This is a genomic window from Streptomyces subrutilus, assembly GCF_001746425.1.
GTDB classification, from domain to species: Bacteria; Actinomycetota; Actinomycetes; order Streptomycetales; family Streptomycetaceae; genus Streptomyces; species Streptomyces subrutilus_A.
The window spans coordinates 5,746,919-5,761,640 of sequence record NZ_MEHK01000001.1; the positions used below are offsets into that span (position 1 = coordinate 5,746,919).

Annotated in this window: 16 protein-coding genes; 9 read left to right on the forward strand and 7 right to left on the reverse strand. The window is 74.5% G+C overall.

Going from position 1 to position 14,722, the window contains the following annotated elements; genetic code table 11:
- The first annotated feature begins 211 nt into the window (after positions 1-211).
- Positions 212-403: a hypothetical protein gene (locus BGK67_RS26700; RefSeq protein ID WP_069922458.1), complete on the forward strand. Its 192-nt coding sequence runs from the start codon at positions 212-214 to the stop codon at positions 401-403.
- 33 nt (positions 404-436) lie between these two features.
- On the opposite strand, the gene BGK67_RS26705 is transcribed toward BGK67_RS26700, so the two are convergent.
- From BGK67_RS26705 to zapE, 5 genes are all read right to left on the reverse strand, one after another.
- The gene (locus BGK67_RS26705; RefSeq protein ID WP_069922459.1) at positions 437-1,354 is read right to left on the reverse strand and encodes a polysaccharide deacetylase family protein; all 918 of its coding nucleotides are present in this window, start codon (positions 1,352-1,354) and stop codon (positions 437-439) included.
- A gap of 17 nt (positions 1,355-1,371) precedes the next feature.
- Positions 1,372-2,217 (reverse strand): PPK2 family polyphosphate kinase, encoded by an 846-nt coding sequence (locus tag BGK67_RS26710; protein ID WP_244291314.1) that lies wholly within the window; start codon positions 2,215-2,217, stop codon positions 1,372-1,374.
- Complete coding sequence (locus tag BGK67_RS26715) at positions 2,214-3,557, reverse strand: alkaline phosphatase PhoX (RefSeq protein WP_069922461.1); 1,344 nt, start codon at positions 3,555-3,557, stop codon at positions 2,214-2,216. The genes BGK67_RS26710 and BGK67_RS26715 overlap by 4 nt, the downstream gene beginning before the upstream one ends.
- A 184-nt stretch (positions 3,558-3,741) precedes the next feature.
- Entirely contained in the window at positions 3,742-4,170 is a 429-nt protein-coding gene (locus BGK67_RS26720) for an OsmC family protein (protein WP_069922462.1), read from the reverse strand.
- Positions 4,171-4,232: 62 nt separating this feature from the next.
- On the reverse strand, positions 4,233-5,288 hold the full coding sequence (gene zapE / locus BGK67_RS26725; RefSeq protein ID WP_069924127.1) for a cell division protein ZapE: 1,056 nt from the start codon (positions 5,286-5,288) through the stop codon (positions 4,233-4,235).
- A gap of 96 nt (positions 5,289-5,384) precedes the next feature.
- Between zapE and BGK67_RS26730 the strand changes: the two genes are divergently transcribed.
- From BGK67_RS26730 to BGK67_RS26765, 8 genes are all read left to right on the forward strand, one after another.
- Positions 5,385-6,167, forward strand: coding sequence for a pyrimidine reductase family protein (locus tag BGK67_RS26730; protein ID WP_069922463.1), 783 nt, complete (start codon positions 5,385-5,387; stop codon positions 6,165-6,167).
- A 148-nt stretch (positions 6,168-6,315) separates the two neighbouring features.
- Complete coding sequence (locus tag BGK67_RS26735; RefSeq protein ID WP_069922464.1) at positions 6,316-6,783, forward strand: indole-3-glycerol phosphate synthase; 468 nt, start codon at positions 6,316-6,318, stop codon at positions 6,781-6,783.
- Positions 6,784-6,833: 50 nt separating this feature from the next.
- Positions 6,834-8,231 carry a UDP-N-acetylmuramate--L-alanine ligase gene (gene murC / locus BGK67_RS26740; RefSeq protein WP_069922465.1) on the forward strand — a complete coding sequence of 466 codons (1,398 nt, stop codon included), beginning with the start codon at positions 6,834-6,836 and terminating at the stop codon, positions 8,229-8,231.
- 13 nt (positions 8,232-8,244) lie between these two features.
- On the forward strand, positions 8,245-8,658 hold the full coding sequence (gene msrB, locus BGK67_RS26745) for a peptide-methionine (R)-S-oxide reductase MsrB (RefSeq protein ID WP_069922466.1): 414 nt from the start codon (positions 8,245-8,247) through the stop codon (positions 8,656-8,658).
- A 266-nt stretch (positions 8,659-8,924) separates the two neighbouring features.
- Positions 8,925-11,261: a sensor histidine kinase gene (locus BGK67_RS26750; RefSeq protein WP_069922467.1), complete on the forward strand. Its 2,337-nt coding sequence runs from the start codon at positions 8,925-8,927 to the stop codon at positions 11,259-11,261.
- Positions 11,258-11,674, forward strand: a complete 417-nt coding sequence (locus BGK67_RS26755; RefSeq protein ID WP_069922468.1) for a roadblock/LC7 domain-containing protein — start codon at positions 11,258-11,260, stop codon at positions 11,672-11,674. Before BGK67_RS26750 ends, BGK67_RS26755 begins: the two co-directional genes overlap by 4 nt.
- Positions 11,674-12,045: a DUF742 domain-containing protein gene (locus BGK67_RS26760; protein ID WP_069922469.1), complete on the forward strand. Its 372-nt coding sequence runs from the start codon at positions 11,674-11,676 to the stop codon at positions 12,043-12,045. The genes BGK67_RS26755 and BGK67_RS26760 overlap by 1 nt, the downstream gene beginning before the upstream one ends.
- Positions 12,032-12,622: a GTP-binding protein gene (locus BGK67_RS26765; RefSeq protein WP_069922470.1), complete on the forward strand. Its 591-nt coding sequence runs from the start codon at positions 12,032-12,034 to the stop codon at positions 12,620-12,622. Before BGK67_RS26760 ends, BGK67_RS26765 begins: the two co-directional genes overlap by 14 nt.
- A 39-nt stretch (positions 12,623-12,661) precedes the next feature.
- Here BGK67_RS26765 and BGK67_RS26770 read toward each other — a convergent pair whose 3' ends face one another.
- Together BGK67_RS26770 and BGK67_RS26775 are read right to left on the reverse strand one after the other, a co-directional pair.
- On the reverse strand, positions 12,662-13,558 hold the full coding sequence (locus BGK67_RS26770; RefSeq protein ID WP_069922471.1) for an NAD-dependent epimerase/dehydratase family protein: 897 nt from the start codon (positions 13,556-13,558) through the stop codon (positions 12,662-12,664).
- A complete protein-coding gene (locus tag BGK67_RS26775) occupies positions 13,555-14,694 on the reverse strand; it encodes a cytochrome P450 family protein (protein WP_069922472.1) in 1,140 nt (379 codons plus the stop codon). The genes BGK67_RS26770 and BGK67_RS26775 overlap by 4 nt, the downstream gene beginning before the upstream one ends.
- Positions 14,695-14,722 lie beyond the last annotated feature (28 nt).

The following is a 14,722-nucleotide window of genomic DNA, read 5'->3' on the forward strand; positions in this document are numbered from 1 at the left end:
CTCCCTGGCCTTGGGGGCGGCGAGAGCTGGACTCTGGCGCGGAGCAGCGCGCCCCCGCCCGGGTGCGGGCGGGGAGCGGTGCACGGCGGCCGGGTCAGAGCTCTCGCTGAGCGCGTCATGCCTCTGCGGAAGGGGCACCGCGCCAAGCCGCCGCCCGGGAGACTAACAGGAAGGAAAGTTTCCTACCAGTGTTCCGGCTAGGCTCGTTCCCATGGACCAGCCGGACGCGAACCCCTCGTACTGCCCCGCTCCCGCCGCCCCGGCCGAGCCGGTGGCCGGGCCCCCGTACGCCGACTGCCTGGAGTGCGGCAAGCCCACCGAGTACGGGGTCGAGACCCCGGGCGCGGTGCTCTGCCCGGTGTGCGAGTGGCAGGAGGCGCAGCGCACGGCCTGCTCGGGCTGAACCCCCGGGCCGGCCGCGGACCCCGTCGGCGCGCTACGTACCGATGAGCTCGGAGACCTTCACGAAGCGGTAGCCGCGCTTGCGCAGCTCCGGGACGATCTTGCGGATGGCCTCCTCGGTGACCGGCGCCGCGCTGCGCGTGCAGTGCATGACCACCACCGAGCCGGGCTTGACCCCCGCCAGCACCTGCTCGGCCACCGCGTCGGGGTCCTTGGCGAAGGCGTCCCCGCTGACCACGTCCCACTGGACGGCCGTGACCTTGGCCGTGGACAGGGCCCGCAGCGCCTGGTCGTCGTAGCAGCCGCCGGGGAAGCGGAAGTAGGGGACGGTGTTGACCGCGCCCGCCGTGCGGAACGCGGCGAAGGCCCGGTCCACGTCGGCGCGGGCGGCGGCGGCGTCGAGCGCCGGCAGCCCGTAGCAGGGCGAGGTGAAGGCGTGGTGGCTGTACGAGTGGTTCGCGACCTCGAAGGTCGGGTCGGTGCCGATCGCCTTCGCCTGGTCGGGGTACTCCTCGGCCCAACGGCCCGTCATGAAGATCGTCGACGGCACTTCGAGCGTGCGCAGGGTGGTGATCAGCCGGGGGTTGTCGAAGCGCTCCCCGGACGCGGCGCGCGGCCCCTGGTCGGCGGTCATATCGGCGTCGAAGGTCAGCGCCACCGTCTTGTCGGTGTGCTGCTTCGCCCGCTCGAAGACCGGGGTCAGGCCGTTCGGGCCGGGCGCCAGTGTCGGGGGCTTGACGGGGGCGCCGGCCCGCGGCGGGGCTCCGGCCGCCGACGGCGCGCCGGGCGCGGGAGCGGGAGCGGACGTAGGGGCGGACGCCGCCGGGGTCCCCAGACGGGCCCCGCGGCCGGCGTCCGAGGGACCAGCGCCGCCCCCGCATCCGGCGAGGGCGGCGCCGAGGGCGACACTGAGCACGGCTGCGGACGCCGCTTTGCGCACGGAAATGGTCACACAGGCAAAATATATGACTATGTGGCAAGTAGCCGTGCGCGGCACTCCCCGACGTCGAAGTCACCCGCGGGATACCTCGGGGCGATGTCCTCCAGGTGCTCCAGCAGCAGCCTGCTGACCGCCCAGTCGCGGTACCACTTGCGGTCCGCGGGGACGACGAACCAGGGCGCGGCGCCGGTGGAGCAGCGTTCCATGGCCAGTTCGTACGCCTCCTGGTACGCGGGCCACAGGGTCCGGTCGTCGATGTCGGCCGAGCTGAACTTCCAGTGCTTGTCGGGGTTGTCGAGCCGTTCCAGCAGCCGCTCGCGCTGCTCCTCGTAGCTGATGTGCAGGAAGACCTTCACCAGGGTCACGCCGTCGTCCGCGAGGGACTCCTCGAAACGGTTGATCTGGGCGTAGCGCTGGGCGATCCGGCTGCGCGGCACCAGCTCGCGGACGCGGGCGACCAGCACGTCCTCGTAGTGCGAACGGTCGAAGATGCCGATCTCGCCCGGCAGGGGGAGCGCCTTTTTGACACGCCAGAGGAAGGGGTGCTTGCGCTCCTCTGGCGTGGGCGCCTTGAAGGCCTGGATCCGGCAGCCGGACGGGTTGAACAGGCCGATCACGTGCTTGACGGTGCCGCCCTTGCCGCTGGTGTCCATGCCCTGGAGGACGAGCAGCACGCGGCGCCGGTCGCCCGCGGTGCTCGCGGCGTAGAGCCGTTCCTGGAGCGAGGCGAGGGGCTGTGCCATCGCCGCGGTGGCCGCCCGCCCGGCCGCCTTGTCCGGGGGACCCGCCGGGGTCGAGGCGGGATCGAGGCGGCCGAGGTCGAGTCCCCCGCCGGCGGGGACGCGCAGCAGCTCCCGCAGGGGCCGCGGGCTCACTGCCACGGCCCCGTCACCGCGAACGTGGTGCCCGGCGCGTAGGCGTTGACGTACATGGTCCGCCCGTCGGGGGAGAAGGTGACCCCGGCGAACTCCCCCCACTCCGGCGCGCCCGGCGGGCCGATGTCGTCGGCGTTGCGGGCCACCGGGTACACCTCGCCGCCGACCGTCACGCCGAACACGTACTGGGCGCCGCCGCCGTCCTCGCACACCATCAGCCCGCCGTCCGGGGCCAGGCAGATGTTGTCGGGGGAGTCCCCGGGAAGCCTGATGTCGGCGGCCGGGCCGAACAGCACGTCCAGCCGGAGCCGGGCGCGCAGCGGGTCGTAGAACCACACCTGCCCGTGGTGGTCGGCGCCGGCGCCCTCGCCGCGGCGGGCGTAGCTGGAGACGAAGTGGACGCCGGCGCCGCCCCAGTAGCAGCCCTCCAGCTTCTGCGCGTGGGTGATCCCGCCGCGCCCGAAGTCCTGGTACCGGATGGCGGTCCCGGCGGCGGACGGGTCGGGTACGCGGACCCACTCCACCGGGAACTCCGCGCCGGGCCGGTCCACCACGGCCAGGTCCGCCAGCCCCGGCACGCGCATCGCCTCCAGCGTGCCGCCGGCCCGCAGCGAGCCGGCGCCGCCGAGCGGCCGCGCGGGCAGGAAGCGGTAGAACAGCCCGAAGGGCGGGTCGAAGGCGTCCTCGGTCTCGTAGACGACCCCGAGGTACGGGTCCACGGCGACGGCCTCGTGGGCGAAACGGCCCAGCGCGGTGAGCGGGACGGCCCCCGAGCGGCGCGGGTCCGCGGGGTCCACCTCGAAGACGTAGCCGTGGTCCCGGGCGTAGCCGGAGGTGCCCGCCCGCTCCTCGGTCTCCTCGCAGCTCAGCCAGGTGTTCCAAGGGGTCCGGCCGCCCGCGCAGTTGACGGCGGTACCGGCGAGGGCGACCCGCTCGCCGGTGACCCGCCCGTCCGGGCCGAGCTCCAAAGCCGTGCAGCCGCCCAGTGCCCCGGGGTCGTACGTCAGCCCGGCGACGGGGGGCACGCGCAGCGCGGCCGTGGCGCGGTTCTCGTGGTTTCGGACCAGCCGCACGCGCCCGCCGCCGGCGCCGAAGGCGGCCATGCCGTCGCAGTTGGCCGGGACGGGGCCCTCGCCCGAGCGCAGCGGACCGCCGGCGCGTGAGAGGACCCGGTAGGAGAACCCGGCGGGCAGATCGAGCAGCCCGCGCGGGTCGGGCAGCAGCGGGCCGTACCCGCGCGTCGGCCGGACGGCGCCGGCCCGGCTGGTGAACAGGGCGCCGAGCGCCCCGCTGAAGGCGATCCCGCCGGCGGCGAGCAGACTGCGTCGGGTGACGGACATCGGCCACTGGTACCACGGCGGGCCCCGGCAGGGGCGCCGCCGCGCCGGGGCCCGCCGCCGCGCCGCGGGCGGCCGGTGCGGCGCGGGCGGCGGGTGCGGGCGGCCGGTGCGGCGGGGCGGCGGGGCGGCGGCAAGACACCCCCAGGGGTGTCTTGCCGAGCAGGCCGGGGCTCCCCGCGGCGGGTCAGGCGAGCTTGGCGCTCAGGGTGATCGTCGTGCCGGTCAGCGCCTGGCTGACCGGGCAGTTCTTCTTCGCGTCCTCGGCCGCGGCGACGAAGGCGTCGTCGTCCAGACCCGGCACCTCGCCCTCCACCGTGAGGTGGATGCCGGTGATGCCCTTGCCGGGCACGAACGTGACGGCGGCCGAGGTGGTCAGCTTGACGGGCGGGTTGCCCGCCTGCGCCAGCCCGTTCGAGAAGGCCATGTTGAAGCAGCTGGAGTGCGCGGCGGCGATGAGCTCCTCCGGGCTGGTCCGCCCGTTCGCCTCCTCGTCGGTGCGCGCGGGCCAGGACACCGGGTAGCTGCCGAGGCCGGACGAGTCGAGGGTGACGACGCCCTTGCCCTCGAACAGGTCGCCTTCCCAGACGGCGTGTGCGTTGCGTGTGGCGGCCATGGGGGATCCCTTCGCAGAAGTGGAAACGGCCGGACCCCCGGAAGGGCCCGGCGTTCCCCAACCTACTGCGACACCAGGGGCTTCGCGTCGCGGGCGAGCGCGGTGAGCCGCGATATGGCGCGGAAGTACTTCTTCCGATAGCCGCCGTTGAGCATGTCCGCACTGAACAGCTTGTCGAAGGGCACCCCGGACGCCAGGACCGGGACCTCGCGGTCGTACAGCCGGTCGGCGAGCACCACCAGCCGCAGGGCGGTCGACTGGTCCGGCACCGGGCCGACGTCGGTCAGGCAGACCGCCGTGATCCCGTCGGTCAGCGCGCCGTACCGGCTCGGGTGCACCCGGGCCAGGTGCTCCAGCAGGCCGGGGAAGTCGTCCAGGCTCGCGCCGTCCGTCGCGTAGGCGGCCTTGGCCACCTGTTCGTCGGAGAACGGCGCCGGAGCCTGCGGCAGGCCGCGGTGGCGGTAGTCCTGCCCGTCGATCCGCAGCGGCCGGAAGTGCGCCGAGAGCCCCTGGATCTCCCGCAGGAAGTCCGCGGCGGCGAAGCGGCCCTCGCCGAGCTTGCCGGGCAGGGTGTTGGAGGTGGCGGCCAGCGCCACGCCCTGCTCGACCAGGCGGCTGAGCAGCGAGGACACCAGGACGGTGTCGCCCGGGTCGTCCAGTTCGAACTCGTCGATGCACAGCAGCCGGTGCCCGCCCAGGGTCTGCACGGTCTGCTGGAAGCCGAGCGCGCCGACCAGGTTGGTCAGCTCCACGAAGGTGCCGAAGGCCTTGAGCGCGGGCTCGGCCGGGGTGGCGTGCCACAGGGACGCGAGAAGGTGGGTCTTGCCGACGCCGTAGCCGCCGTCGAGGTAGACGCCGCGCGGGGTCGCCGCGGGGGCGGGCTTCTTGCTGAACCAGCGCCGCTTGCCGGCTCCGCTCGCGTGCGCCCCGCCCAGGCCGGCCGCGAAGCCGCTGAGGACGGTGACCGCCTCGGACTGGCTCGGCTGGGCCGGGTCGGGGTTGTACGTGTCGAAGCGCACCGAGTCGAAACGGGGCGGCGGCACCATCTCGGCCACCAGCCGTTCGGCGGGCACCCGGGGCTCGCGGGCGCACAGGGCCTGGGGCCCCGCGTCGGCTATCTGAGGCCTGCCGGCGGTCCGCCCGGAAACAGGACCGGAGGTGGAGAGTGATGTTGACACAGCACTCAACTCTACGGGTCGTGGCACACTGCACCGATGCGACGCCTGTTCCCTGTGACCGATCAGACATCAGCCCCGTCCCTGGCCACGGCCGACCGGGAGTGGTCGCTGGACGAGCTCGCGGAGGCCTACGCGTACCCCTCCCTCGACGAGGGGGCCCACTGGCTGCGGGCGAACATGGTCTCCACCCTGGACGGCGCCGCCCAGCACGACGGCCGCTCCCAGCCGATCTCCGGCGAGGCCGACATGCGGATCTTCGGCACCCTGCGGGCGCTGGCCGATGTGGTGGTCGTCGGAGCGGAAACGGTTCGGCAGGAGGGCTACCGCCCGGCCCGGGCCCGGGAGGACTTCGCCGCCCGACGCGCGGCCGCCGGACAGGGCCCGGCCGCGGCCATCGCCGTGGTCACCGCCGGCCTGGACCTGGACTTCGGCCTGCCCCTGTTCACGTCCCCGCTCGTGCCGACCCTGGTGGTCACCGGGGCCGCCGCGCCCGCCGACCGGGTCGCCGAGGCCCTCGCGGCCGGGGCCGAGGTCGTGGTGGCGGGCGACGGGGCCGCCGTGGACCCGGCCCGCGCCGTGCGGGAGCTCGCCGGGCGGGGGCTGCGCCGCCAGCTCACCGAGGGCGGGCCCCGGCTGCTGGGCCAGCTCGTGGCCGCCGACGCGCTCGACGAGCTGTGTCTGACCATCTCCCCGACGCTCACGGCGGGAGACGCCCAGAGGATCGCGGGAGGGCCCTCCGTCACGGTTCCGCACCGGCTCGCACCCGCCTCCGTACTGGAAGAGGCCGGGTTCCTCTTCACCAGCTACCGTCGGATCTGACAAGGGGCGGAATTTCTCGTTCCGCTTTGCTTCTGCCGGGTACGAACCTGGGCACATATATCTGCGCAAGGCCCCGCTCGCGAGCGGGGCAGGATGGTTTCCGCAGGGGCCGGCCGGCCGGCCGCGGCCCATGAAGGAGAGGGCGTCCGTGTTCACGAGCGTATTGATGATCGAGCAGCCGCTGACCACGGTGGACGTGGACTTCGTCACCACCCTGCACGGAGACGACTCGGTCTCCTTCGTCGTCCTCATGCAACCCCGCGGCGACCAGGACCGGCTGCTGCGCGCCATCGACGACGTAGCGCTCGGTGAGCTCCCCGAGGCCGTCCGCGAGGGAGACGTGCCCGAGGGCGAGGCCGCCCGCGGCCCCGCCCAGCTGGCCCTCGAGCACTCCATGGCCGCCCTGCGCAAGAAGGGCGCCAACGTCATCGGGCAGATCGTCGAGGACCACCCGCTCGACAAACTGAGGGCCGTCGTCGAGGAGACCGGCGCCGACGAGGTGATCGTCCTGACCGCCCCGCACTTCGTGGAGGAGTTCTTCCACCGGGACTGGGCCTCCCGGGCCCGCCACAAGGTCGGCGTTCCGGTGCTCAAGCTCTTCGCCCACAACGAATAGGCTGGGGCGGTCAGAGCCCGAAGCACCCCCTCGACCCTGGAGCGACCTGAATGAAGCCCGGCCTGCCGACCGCCATGGAACGGCCCCACTTCATCGGCATCGGCGGCGCCGGCATGTCCGGCATCGCGAAGATCCTCGCCCAGCGCGGCGCGCGGGTCGCCGGCAGCGACAGCCGGGGGGACTCCGAGACCGCCCAGGCACTGCGCGCCCACGGCGCCACGGTCCACGGCGGCCACGCCCCCGGCAACCTCGCCGACGACTCCACCTGCGTGGTCGTCTCCAGCGCCATCCGCGCCGACAACCCGGAGCTGGCCCGCGCCGCCGAGCTGGGCATCCCCGTCGTGCACCGCTCCGACGCCCTCGCCGCCCTGATGGACGGCCTGCGCCCGATCGCCGTCGCCGGCACCCACGGCAAGACCACCACCACCTCGATGCTGGCCGTGTCCCTGTCCGCCCTGGGCCTGGACCCCTCGTACGCCATCGGCGGCGACCTGGACGCCCCCGGCTCCAACGCCCACCACGGCGAGGGCGACATCTTCGTGGCCGAGGCGGACGAGAGCGACCGTACCTTCCACAAGTACACCCCGCAGGTCGCGATCATCCTGAACGCGGAGCTCGACCACCACGCGAACTACGCGTCGATCGAGGAGATCTACGAGTCCTTCGAGACCTTCGTCTCCAAGGTCGTGCCCGGCGGCACACTGGTCGTCGCCCACGGCCAGGAGGGCGCGGCCGAGATCGCCCGCCGGGTCGCCGGCAGGAAGGGCCTCACCGTCGTCACGTACGGCGAGGAGGAGGGCGCCGACGTCCGCATCACCAAGATCACCCCGCGCGGTCTGACCAGCGAGGTCACCGTGGTCCTGGCCGGCCGGATGCTCACCTTCACCGTCTCGGTCCCCGGCCGCCACTACGCGCACAACGCCGTCGCGGCCCTCGCCGCCGGGGTCGCGCTGGGCATCCCCGCGCACAACCTGGCCTCCGCCCTCGGCAAGTACACCGGGGTCAAGCGCCGCCTCCAGCTCAAGGGGGAGGCGGCCGGCGTCCAGGTCATCGACTCCTACGCGCACCACCCCACCGAGATGACCGCCGACCTGGAGGCCATCCGCGGCGCCGCCGGGGACTCCCGGATCCTGGTCGTCTTCCAGCCGCACCTCTTCTCCCGCACCCAGGAGCTCGGCAAGGAGATGGGCCAGGCCCTGGCCCTCGCCGACGCCTCCGTGGTCCTGGACATCTACCCGGCCCGCGAGGACCCGCTGCCCGGCATCACCAGCGAGATCATCATCGCCGCCGCCCGCGCCGCGGGCGCCGACGTCACGGCCGAGCACGACAAGGACGCCGTCGCCGACGTCGTCGCGGGAATGGCCAAGCCCGGTGATCTCGTTCTCACGATGGGCGCGGGCGACGTCACGGACCTCGGTCCGGCCATCCTCGCCCGCCTGTCGAACTGAGGGAGCGGGAGACATGTCGTACGAGGTCGAGAAGACGGACGAGCAGTGGCAGGCGGAACTGACCCCGTCCGAGTACCAGGTGCTGCGCCTCGCGGGCACCGAGCCCGCCTTCCGCGGTGAGTACACGGACACCAAGACGGAAGGCGTCTACTCCTGCCGCGGCTGCGGCGCCGAGCTCTTCCGCTCCTCGGAGAAGTTCGACTCGCACTGCGGCTGGCCGTCCTTCTTCGACCCGAAGGACACCGACGCGGTCGAGCTGATCGCCGACACCTCGCACGGCATGGTCCGCACCGAGGTCCGCTGCGCGACGTGCGGCTCCCACCTGGGCCACGTCTTCGAGGGGGAGGGCTACCCGACCCCCACCGACCAGCGCTACTGCATCAACTCCATCTCACTGCGCCTGACCCCGGCCGCCGACGGGGCCTGACCCGGCGCCACCCTGGGAGGGCCCTCCCGACCCCCTGCGGGCCGGGAGTGCCCTCCCAGGTGTCGGGGACGTCGCGGGCCGGTTCCGATCCGGTCTCCCGCCCTCGGTGATCCGCCGCCAATAGCATGCTTTGGCCGTGGAAGACACCTATCTGTTTCCTCGGGATGGCTGGTTATGATCGGCACCCTCATATCCCGCCGCCATCCGACTGGTTGCGACCGGTCCGGCTGCCCGGCCGCCCCCGCCGCCCCCGTTCCCGAGGTCCGATGTCTCCGATAGAACCCGAAGGCGTACGAGGGCAGTCGACGGCCCGTCGCCGGAGCAGGGTGCGGCTGCGCACCCTGCTCATCTGGCTGGCCGTGCTCCCCACCGCGGCGATGGGCACCCAAGTGGCGGTGACCGCCGAGCGGTTGCTGTCGCAGTCCGAACACCTGCGGGCCGACGTGGCGGCCGCCGAGCGGATCGGCGTACCGCTGTACACGCTCATGGTCGACATGCAGGCCGAGCGGACGACGACCGCCGCGGTTTGGGCGGGCACCGCCGGCGCCGAGGACGAGCTGCGGATCCGCCGCCAGGCCAGCGACCGGGGCGTGGCCGAGTTCCGCCGGCTCGCGGCCGGTACCGCCGCCTCCTTCGAGGAAGTGAACCGGCGGCTCGACGGCCTGGCCGCCTACCGCCAGCGCGCGGACGCCCGCACCGGGGGCGCCGACGGCACCCTCGCCTACTACACCGGCGTGATCGACGCGGCCATCCAGGCGTACCAGCGGGAGTTCAGCCACGCGGACGACACCGACATCGTCCAGGAGAACCGGCCCGTGGTGTCCATGCTCGCCGCCACCGAGATGGTGGCGCGCGAGGACACGATCCTCTCGCTGGCCGGGCCGTCCAGGCAGTTGAGCTCCGCCGGCTTCGACCAGTTCGTCAGCGCCGTGGGAGCCCACCGGCACCTGTACGAGACCTGGATCGTGCCGTACCTGCCCGAGCGCGACCGGCGGTTCTACGAGCGGATCGTCGCCTCCCCGGACTGGCAGACCAAGCTCCGCATCGAGAACGCGATCATCTCCGGGCACACGGACGTCGAATCCGGCGTCAGGCTGCCCGCCGAGGTCGCCGGCTGGCGGTCCGCGCACGCGAACTTCTCGGTGCAGACGGCCAGCCTCAACATCGACCGGGCGCGCAAGGTGCTCACGCTCGGCGAGGCCAAGGCCGCGGAGCTGGAGACCGAGGTCGCCTGGCTCATCGGGGGAAGCGGCGCCGGGCTGCTGCTCGTCGTGGCCGTCGTCGTGCTCACCACGCGGTCACTGCTGCGCCGGCTGCACGACCTGCACGAGCGCACGGTGACCGTCGCCGAGGAAACCCTCCCCGACGTCGTCGACCGGCTCCGGCACGGCCGGCCCGTCGACGACGGGGTCCTGCCGGCGGTGCGCGGGGAGGGCGACGAGGTCGGGCGCATCAGCGACGCGTTCGCCCGGGCCGTGGCCGTGTCCGTCGACGGGCACCGGCAGCTCGCGGCCGAGCGGCACGGGTTCGGCCTCTTCGCCACGGGCATCGCCTCGCGCACCGGGAACCTGGTCAGCCGCCAGCTGAGCCTCACCGAGGACCTCCAGGACACCTTCGGCCACGACGAGGCCCTGCTCGCCCAGCTCATGCGGGCCGACCAGCTCACGGTGGGCATGCGGCGGCAGATCGAGAACCTCCTCATCCTGGCGGGCGGCGAGGTCCCCGACCCGCACACCGAGCCCATGCGCATCGCCGACCTGCTGCGCGAAGCCGCGGCGGAGGTCGAGGACTTCCGGCGCATCGAGCGGCAGGCCCTGGACGAGACCAGCGTGGAACCGCACGCGATCAGCCAGATCAGCCACCTGCTCGCGGAACTGCTGGACAACGCCACCCGCTTCTCCCCGCCGCGGTCGAAGGTGGTCATCCGGGCCGAGAAGGTCACGGACGGGCTGTCCGTCGAGATCGAGGACCGCGGACCGCGGGTCACCCCCGAGCGGTACGAGGAGATGAACGGGCGCCTGCACCAGGCGCCCCCGTACTCCGTCCTGGCGCAGAACGCGCACCGGCTCGGCCTCTTCGTGGTCGGCCACCTCGCCGACCAGCTCCGGGCCACCGTCACCCTGCGCCGCTCGGTGTACGGAGGGACCTCCGCCGTGGTGATCCTCCCCACGGAGCTGCTGGTGGCGACCGAAGCGGAGACACCGCGCGAGATCGTGCCCGCGGGCCCGGCCGCCGCGGAGCCGTCCGCCCCGGAGCCGTCGGCAGCCCGCCCGGCGCCGCGCCCCACCGTGGAACGAGGGCCCGAGCCGGTCGAACGCACGGCCGCCGGGCTGCCGAGCCGCCCCGTGAAGCAGCCCGCGGCCGCGCCCGTGCCCGCCTCCGCCCCCGAGGCGCGGCCGGCCCTGGCCGCCGCCCCCGCGCGCCCGGCACTGCCCGAGCGCGTCCCGCAGACCCACATCGCCGAACAGCTCCGGGCGCCCCGCGCCCCCGAAGCAGCCCCCCGGCCGGACGCGGAGACACCCGAAGAGGTGGCCGACGCCTGGGCGGACTACGAACGCGGGACCCAGACAGTGGAAGAAGAGCTCCGACGGGATCGGCCATGACTACCTCATCGAACGCAGCGACCGACAACGCCATCTACAGCGTCCTGGACAACAACCTGAACAGGATCGCCGGCATCCAGGGAGCGGTGCTCCTGTCCAACGACGGCATCAAGCTCAGCGCCTACCTGCTGGACGAGCCCCAGGCCGAGCGCATGGCGGCCGCGGCCTCCGGCATCGCGGCCACGATGAAGGCGATATCCCGGGAGGTCGAAGGCGGCCGCGTCATCCGCCAGCTGGTCGAGATGGACGACCGGTACCTGTGCATCGTCGGCTGCGGCGAGGGCAGCACGCTCATCGTGGTGACCTCCCGCAAGGCGCGCCTCGGGGAGCTGGGCGGCGAGGCCGTACGCACCGCCCAGGCGCTCGGCGAATGGCTGGGCACCCCGGAGCGCGGCCAGCTGCCGACCGCGTAATGCCGCAGGACGAGCCCCAGCCCGCGCCGCGCCGCCGCCGTACGCGGCTGTACGCCCTGACCGACGGGCGTACGGCCGCACCGCACACCGTCCTCACCATGGACACCACGATCACGGCGGCGGCCGACGGGGACGCCCACGGCGGCCTGCCCACCGAGTGGCGAGCCATCCTCGCCATGTGCGCGCCGCCGGGCGGCCTGGCCGTCGCCGAGATCGCGGCGCGGATGCGCATCCGCCTCACCCCGATGACGCTGCTCCTCGGCGAACTCGCGGACCGCGGGCTGATCCACCACCGGCCGCCCCTGGACGGGGCCGAGACCACAGACGTCCACCTGCTCATGAGAATCAGGGACAACCTTGCCCGGATATGACAGTCCCGCCCCGCGGGAAGCGGCCCCCGTCAAGATCCTCGTCGCAGGGGGATTCGGAGTCGGCAAGACGACCCTGGTCGAGACGATCTCCGAGATCGAGCCGCTGCGCACCGAGGAGCGGCTGACGGCCGCCGGGGTCGGCGTCGACGACCTCGACGGCATCGAGTCCAAGACGGTGACCACCGTGGCGATGGACTTCGGCCGCCTCACCCTCACCGACGCCGGAGTCGTCCTCTACCTGTTCGGCACGCCGGGCCAGGAGCGGTTCTGGTTCATGTGGGACGACCTGCTGAACGGGGCCCTCGGCGCGATCGTGCTGGTCGACACGCGCCGCCTGGACCGCAGTTTCCCCGCGGTGGACTTCTTCGAGAGCCGCGGGCTGCCCTTCGTGGTCGCGGCGAACTGCTTCCACGGCGAACAGGCCTACACCGCCGAGGAGATCGGGGCGGCCCTGCACCTGCGCGACCCCCGCACCCCGGTCCTCATGCTGGACGCCCGCTCCCGGCCCGACGTCCGCGCCTGCCTGCTCGCGCTCCTCGACCGGCTCATCGCCGACGCGGGGGCCGCCACGGCCTGACCTCGCCCGCGGGGGCCGGCCGCCGGGGCCGGCGGCGGCTCAGGCCACCGAGGCCAGGTAGTCCGCCAGGGTCCGGGCCGGGGTCCAGCCCTGCGCGCGGGCCCGGGCCGTGTCCAGGACCACCGGATGGGCCAGCTGGTCCACCGCGTAGCGGCTGAGCGCCGGTTCGGCGGTCGGCAGCGACTCCGCGATCCGGGCCGCCGCCCGTGCCACCGGCAGCGGGAGGTGCCGGATCCGGGCGCGCAGCCCGTGGGCCCGCAAGACCTCCCGTACGGCCGTGTCGCGGGCGTACGGCTGCGCGTCGGCCACGTTGTACGCCCCGGGGGGCCAGCCGGCCGCCGCCAGACAGGCCTCGGCGAGGTTCTCCACCGCCGTCAGGCTGAGCCGTACGTCCGGGCCCGGCAGCAGCAGGGTCCCGGCCCGGACCCGGGAGAGCAGCCGGGGCAGCAGCTGCGTGTCGCCGGGGCCGTAGACCGCCCTCGGCCGCAGCACGACCGCCCCGCCGGCCAGCGCGAGGGCCTCGCCCGCCGCCTTGGTCCGGCCGTAGGCGTTCAGCTGTCCCGTGCGCGGGTGGTCCTCGGTGACCAGGCTCCGGTCGGTCCGCGGGTCGTAGACGCTGGCGCTGCCCACCCAGACCACCGGCCGGCCGGCCGCCGCGCGCAGCAGCCGCTCCGTACCGTCCACGTTGACCGCCCGCATCAGCGCCTCCGCCCGGGAGCCGGGCGCCGGATCGCCGACCGCCGCCGCGCAGTGCACCACCAGGTCGACCCCGGCCAGGTCCGGATCGCCCTGGGCGGCGTCCCAGAAGCGGTGCTCGCCGAGCGGGCCGGGCCTGCGGCCCACGCTCACCCCCCGCGCTCCGCCCGCGGCCGCCGCCCGGGCCACGTGCCCGCCGCAGAAGCCGCTCGCCCCGGTGACCGCGATACGGACGCTCATGCGCCGGCCTCCACCAGCAGCGTCCGCCAGCCCGGCAGGGCCGCCCGCCGGTCCACCCGGGCGCGTGTCACCACCGGCCGCGCGGGGGCCAGCGCCGCCAGGACGTCGGACAGCTGGGCCTCGGCCAGCCGGGCTCCGGGGCAGGCGTGCGGCCCGGCGCCGAACACCAGCCGGGCGGTACCCGGCTCCGCCGGGCGCCGGGCGTCGGGGTCGCGCCGGTGGGCGCCGGCGGCGTGCCGGGCGACCAGCATCAGCCGGTCGCCGCGCCGCACCGGGCAGCCGCCGACCGTGCCGTCCGCGGCGGCCACCCGCGGCAGCAGCGGCGAGGCCGCCGTGACCCGCAGCAGCTCGGCCGCCAGCGCCGGGCGCAGGGCCGCGTCGGCGGCCTGGTCCCACAGCCCGGCGTCGGCGCACCAGGCCACCGCCCGCGGCAGCGCGGCCACGGTGGTGTTGACCGCGGCCACCGCCACCATCGCGGCCAGCGCCCCGTCGCCCAGCCGCCTCCCGCACGAAGGCGCCTCGCCCGGCGCCCCCGCGGCCGGGGCCAGGAGGGAACGCAGCCGGGCGGCGGAGCGGGCCGCCGCGGCTTCCGCGCGCGGGCGGCGCGGTCCGGGCAGGTGGCTGCGTACGGAGGCGGCCGCCGCCTCGGCGGCCGCCTCCGCCACCGCCCGCGGATCGGCGTCCGCGCCCAGCAGCGCGCAGACCACCGAACCGGCGAGCTCCCGGGAGAGTTCGACCAGGTCGATCGCCCCGCCCCGGGCGAGGGGTTCGAGGCGGCGTACGAGCAGCGGCTGCCACTGCGCCCGCAGCCGCGCCACCCCGGCCGCGGAGAGCTGCCCGGCCAGGTCCCGCCGGTCCGACCGGTGCCCGCTGCCCTCCTGATCGAAGAGCACGCCCCCGTCGCCCGCCAGCGCGGAGCGCGCCGCGCCCCCCGTGGTGCCCTCGGCGGTCCGGTCCAGCGGCAGCCGGGTCAGCGCCTGCCGGTAGGCCTCCACCCCGTGCACCAGCAGGGTGCCCCCGATCCGGCGCACGGGCCGTCCGCGCGTCGCGGCCAGCAGCCCGAACAGCACGGGGTGGCTGCCCAGGTAGACCCGGCGGTCGCGCCGCCGGGCCCGGGCGTGGGACGTGTTGCTCATCGGGTACGTACCTTCGTCGTGGGGATCG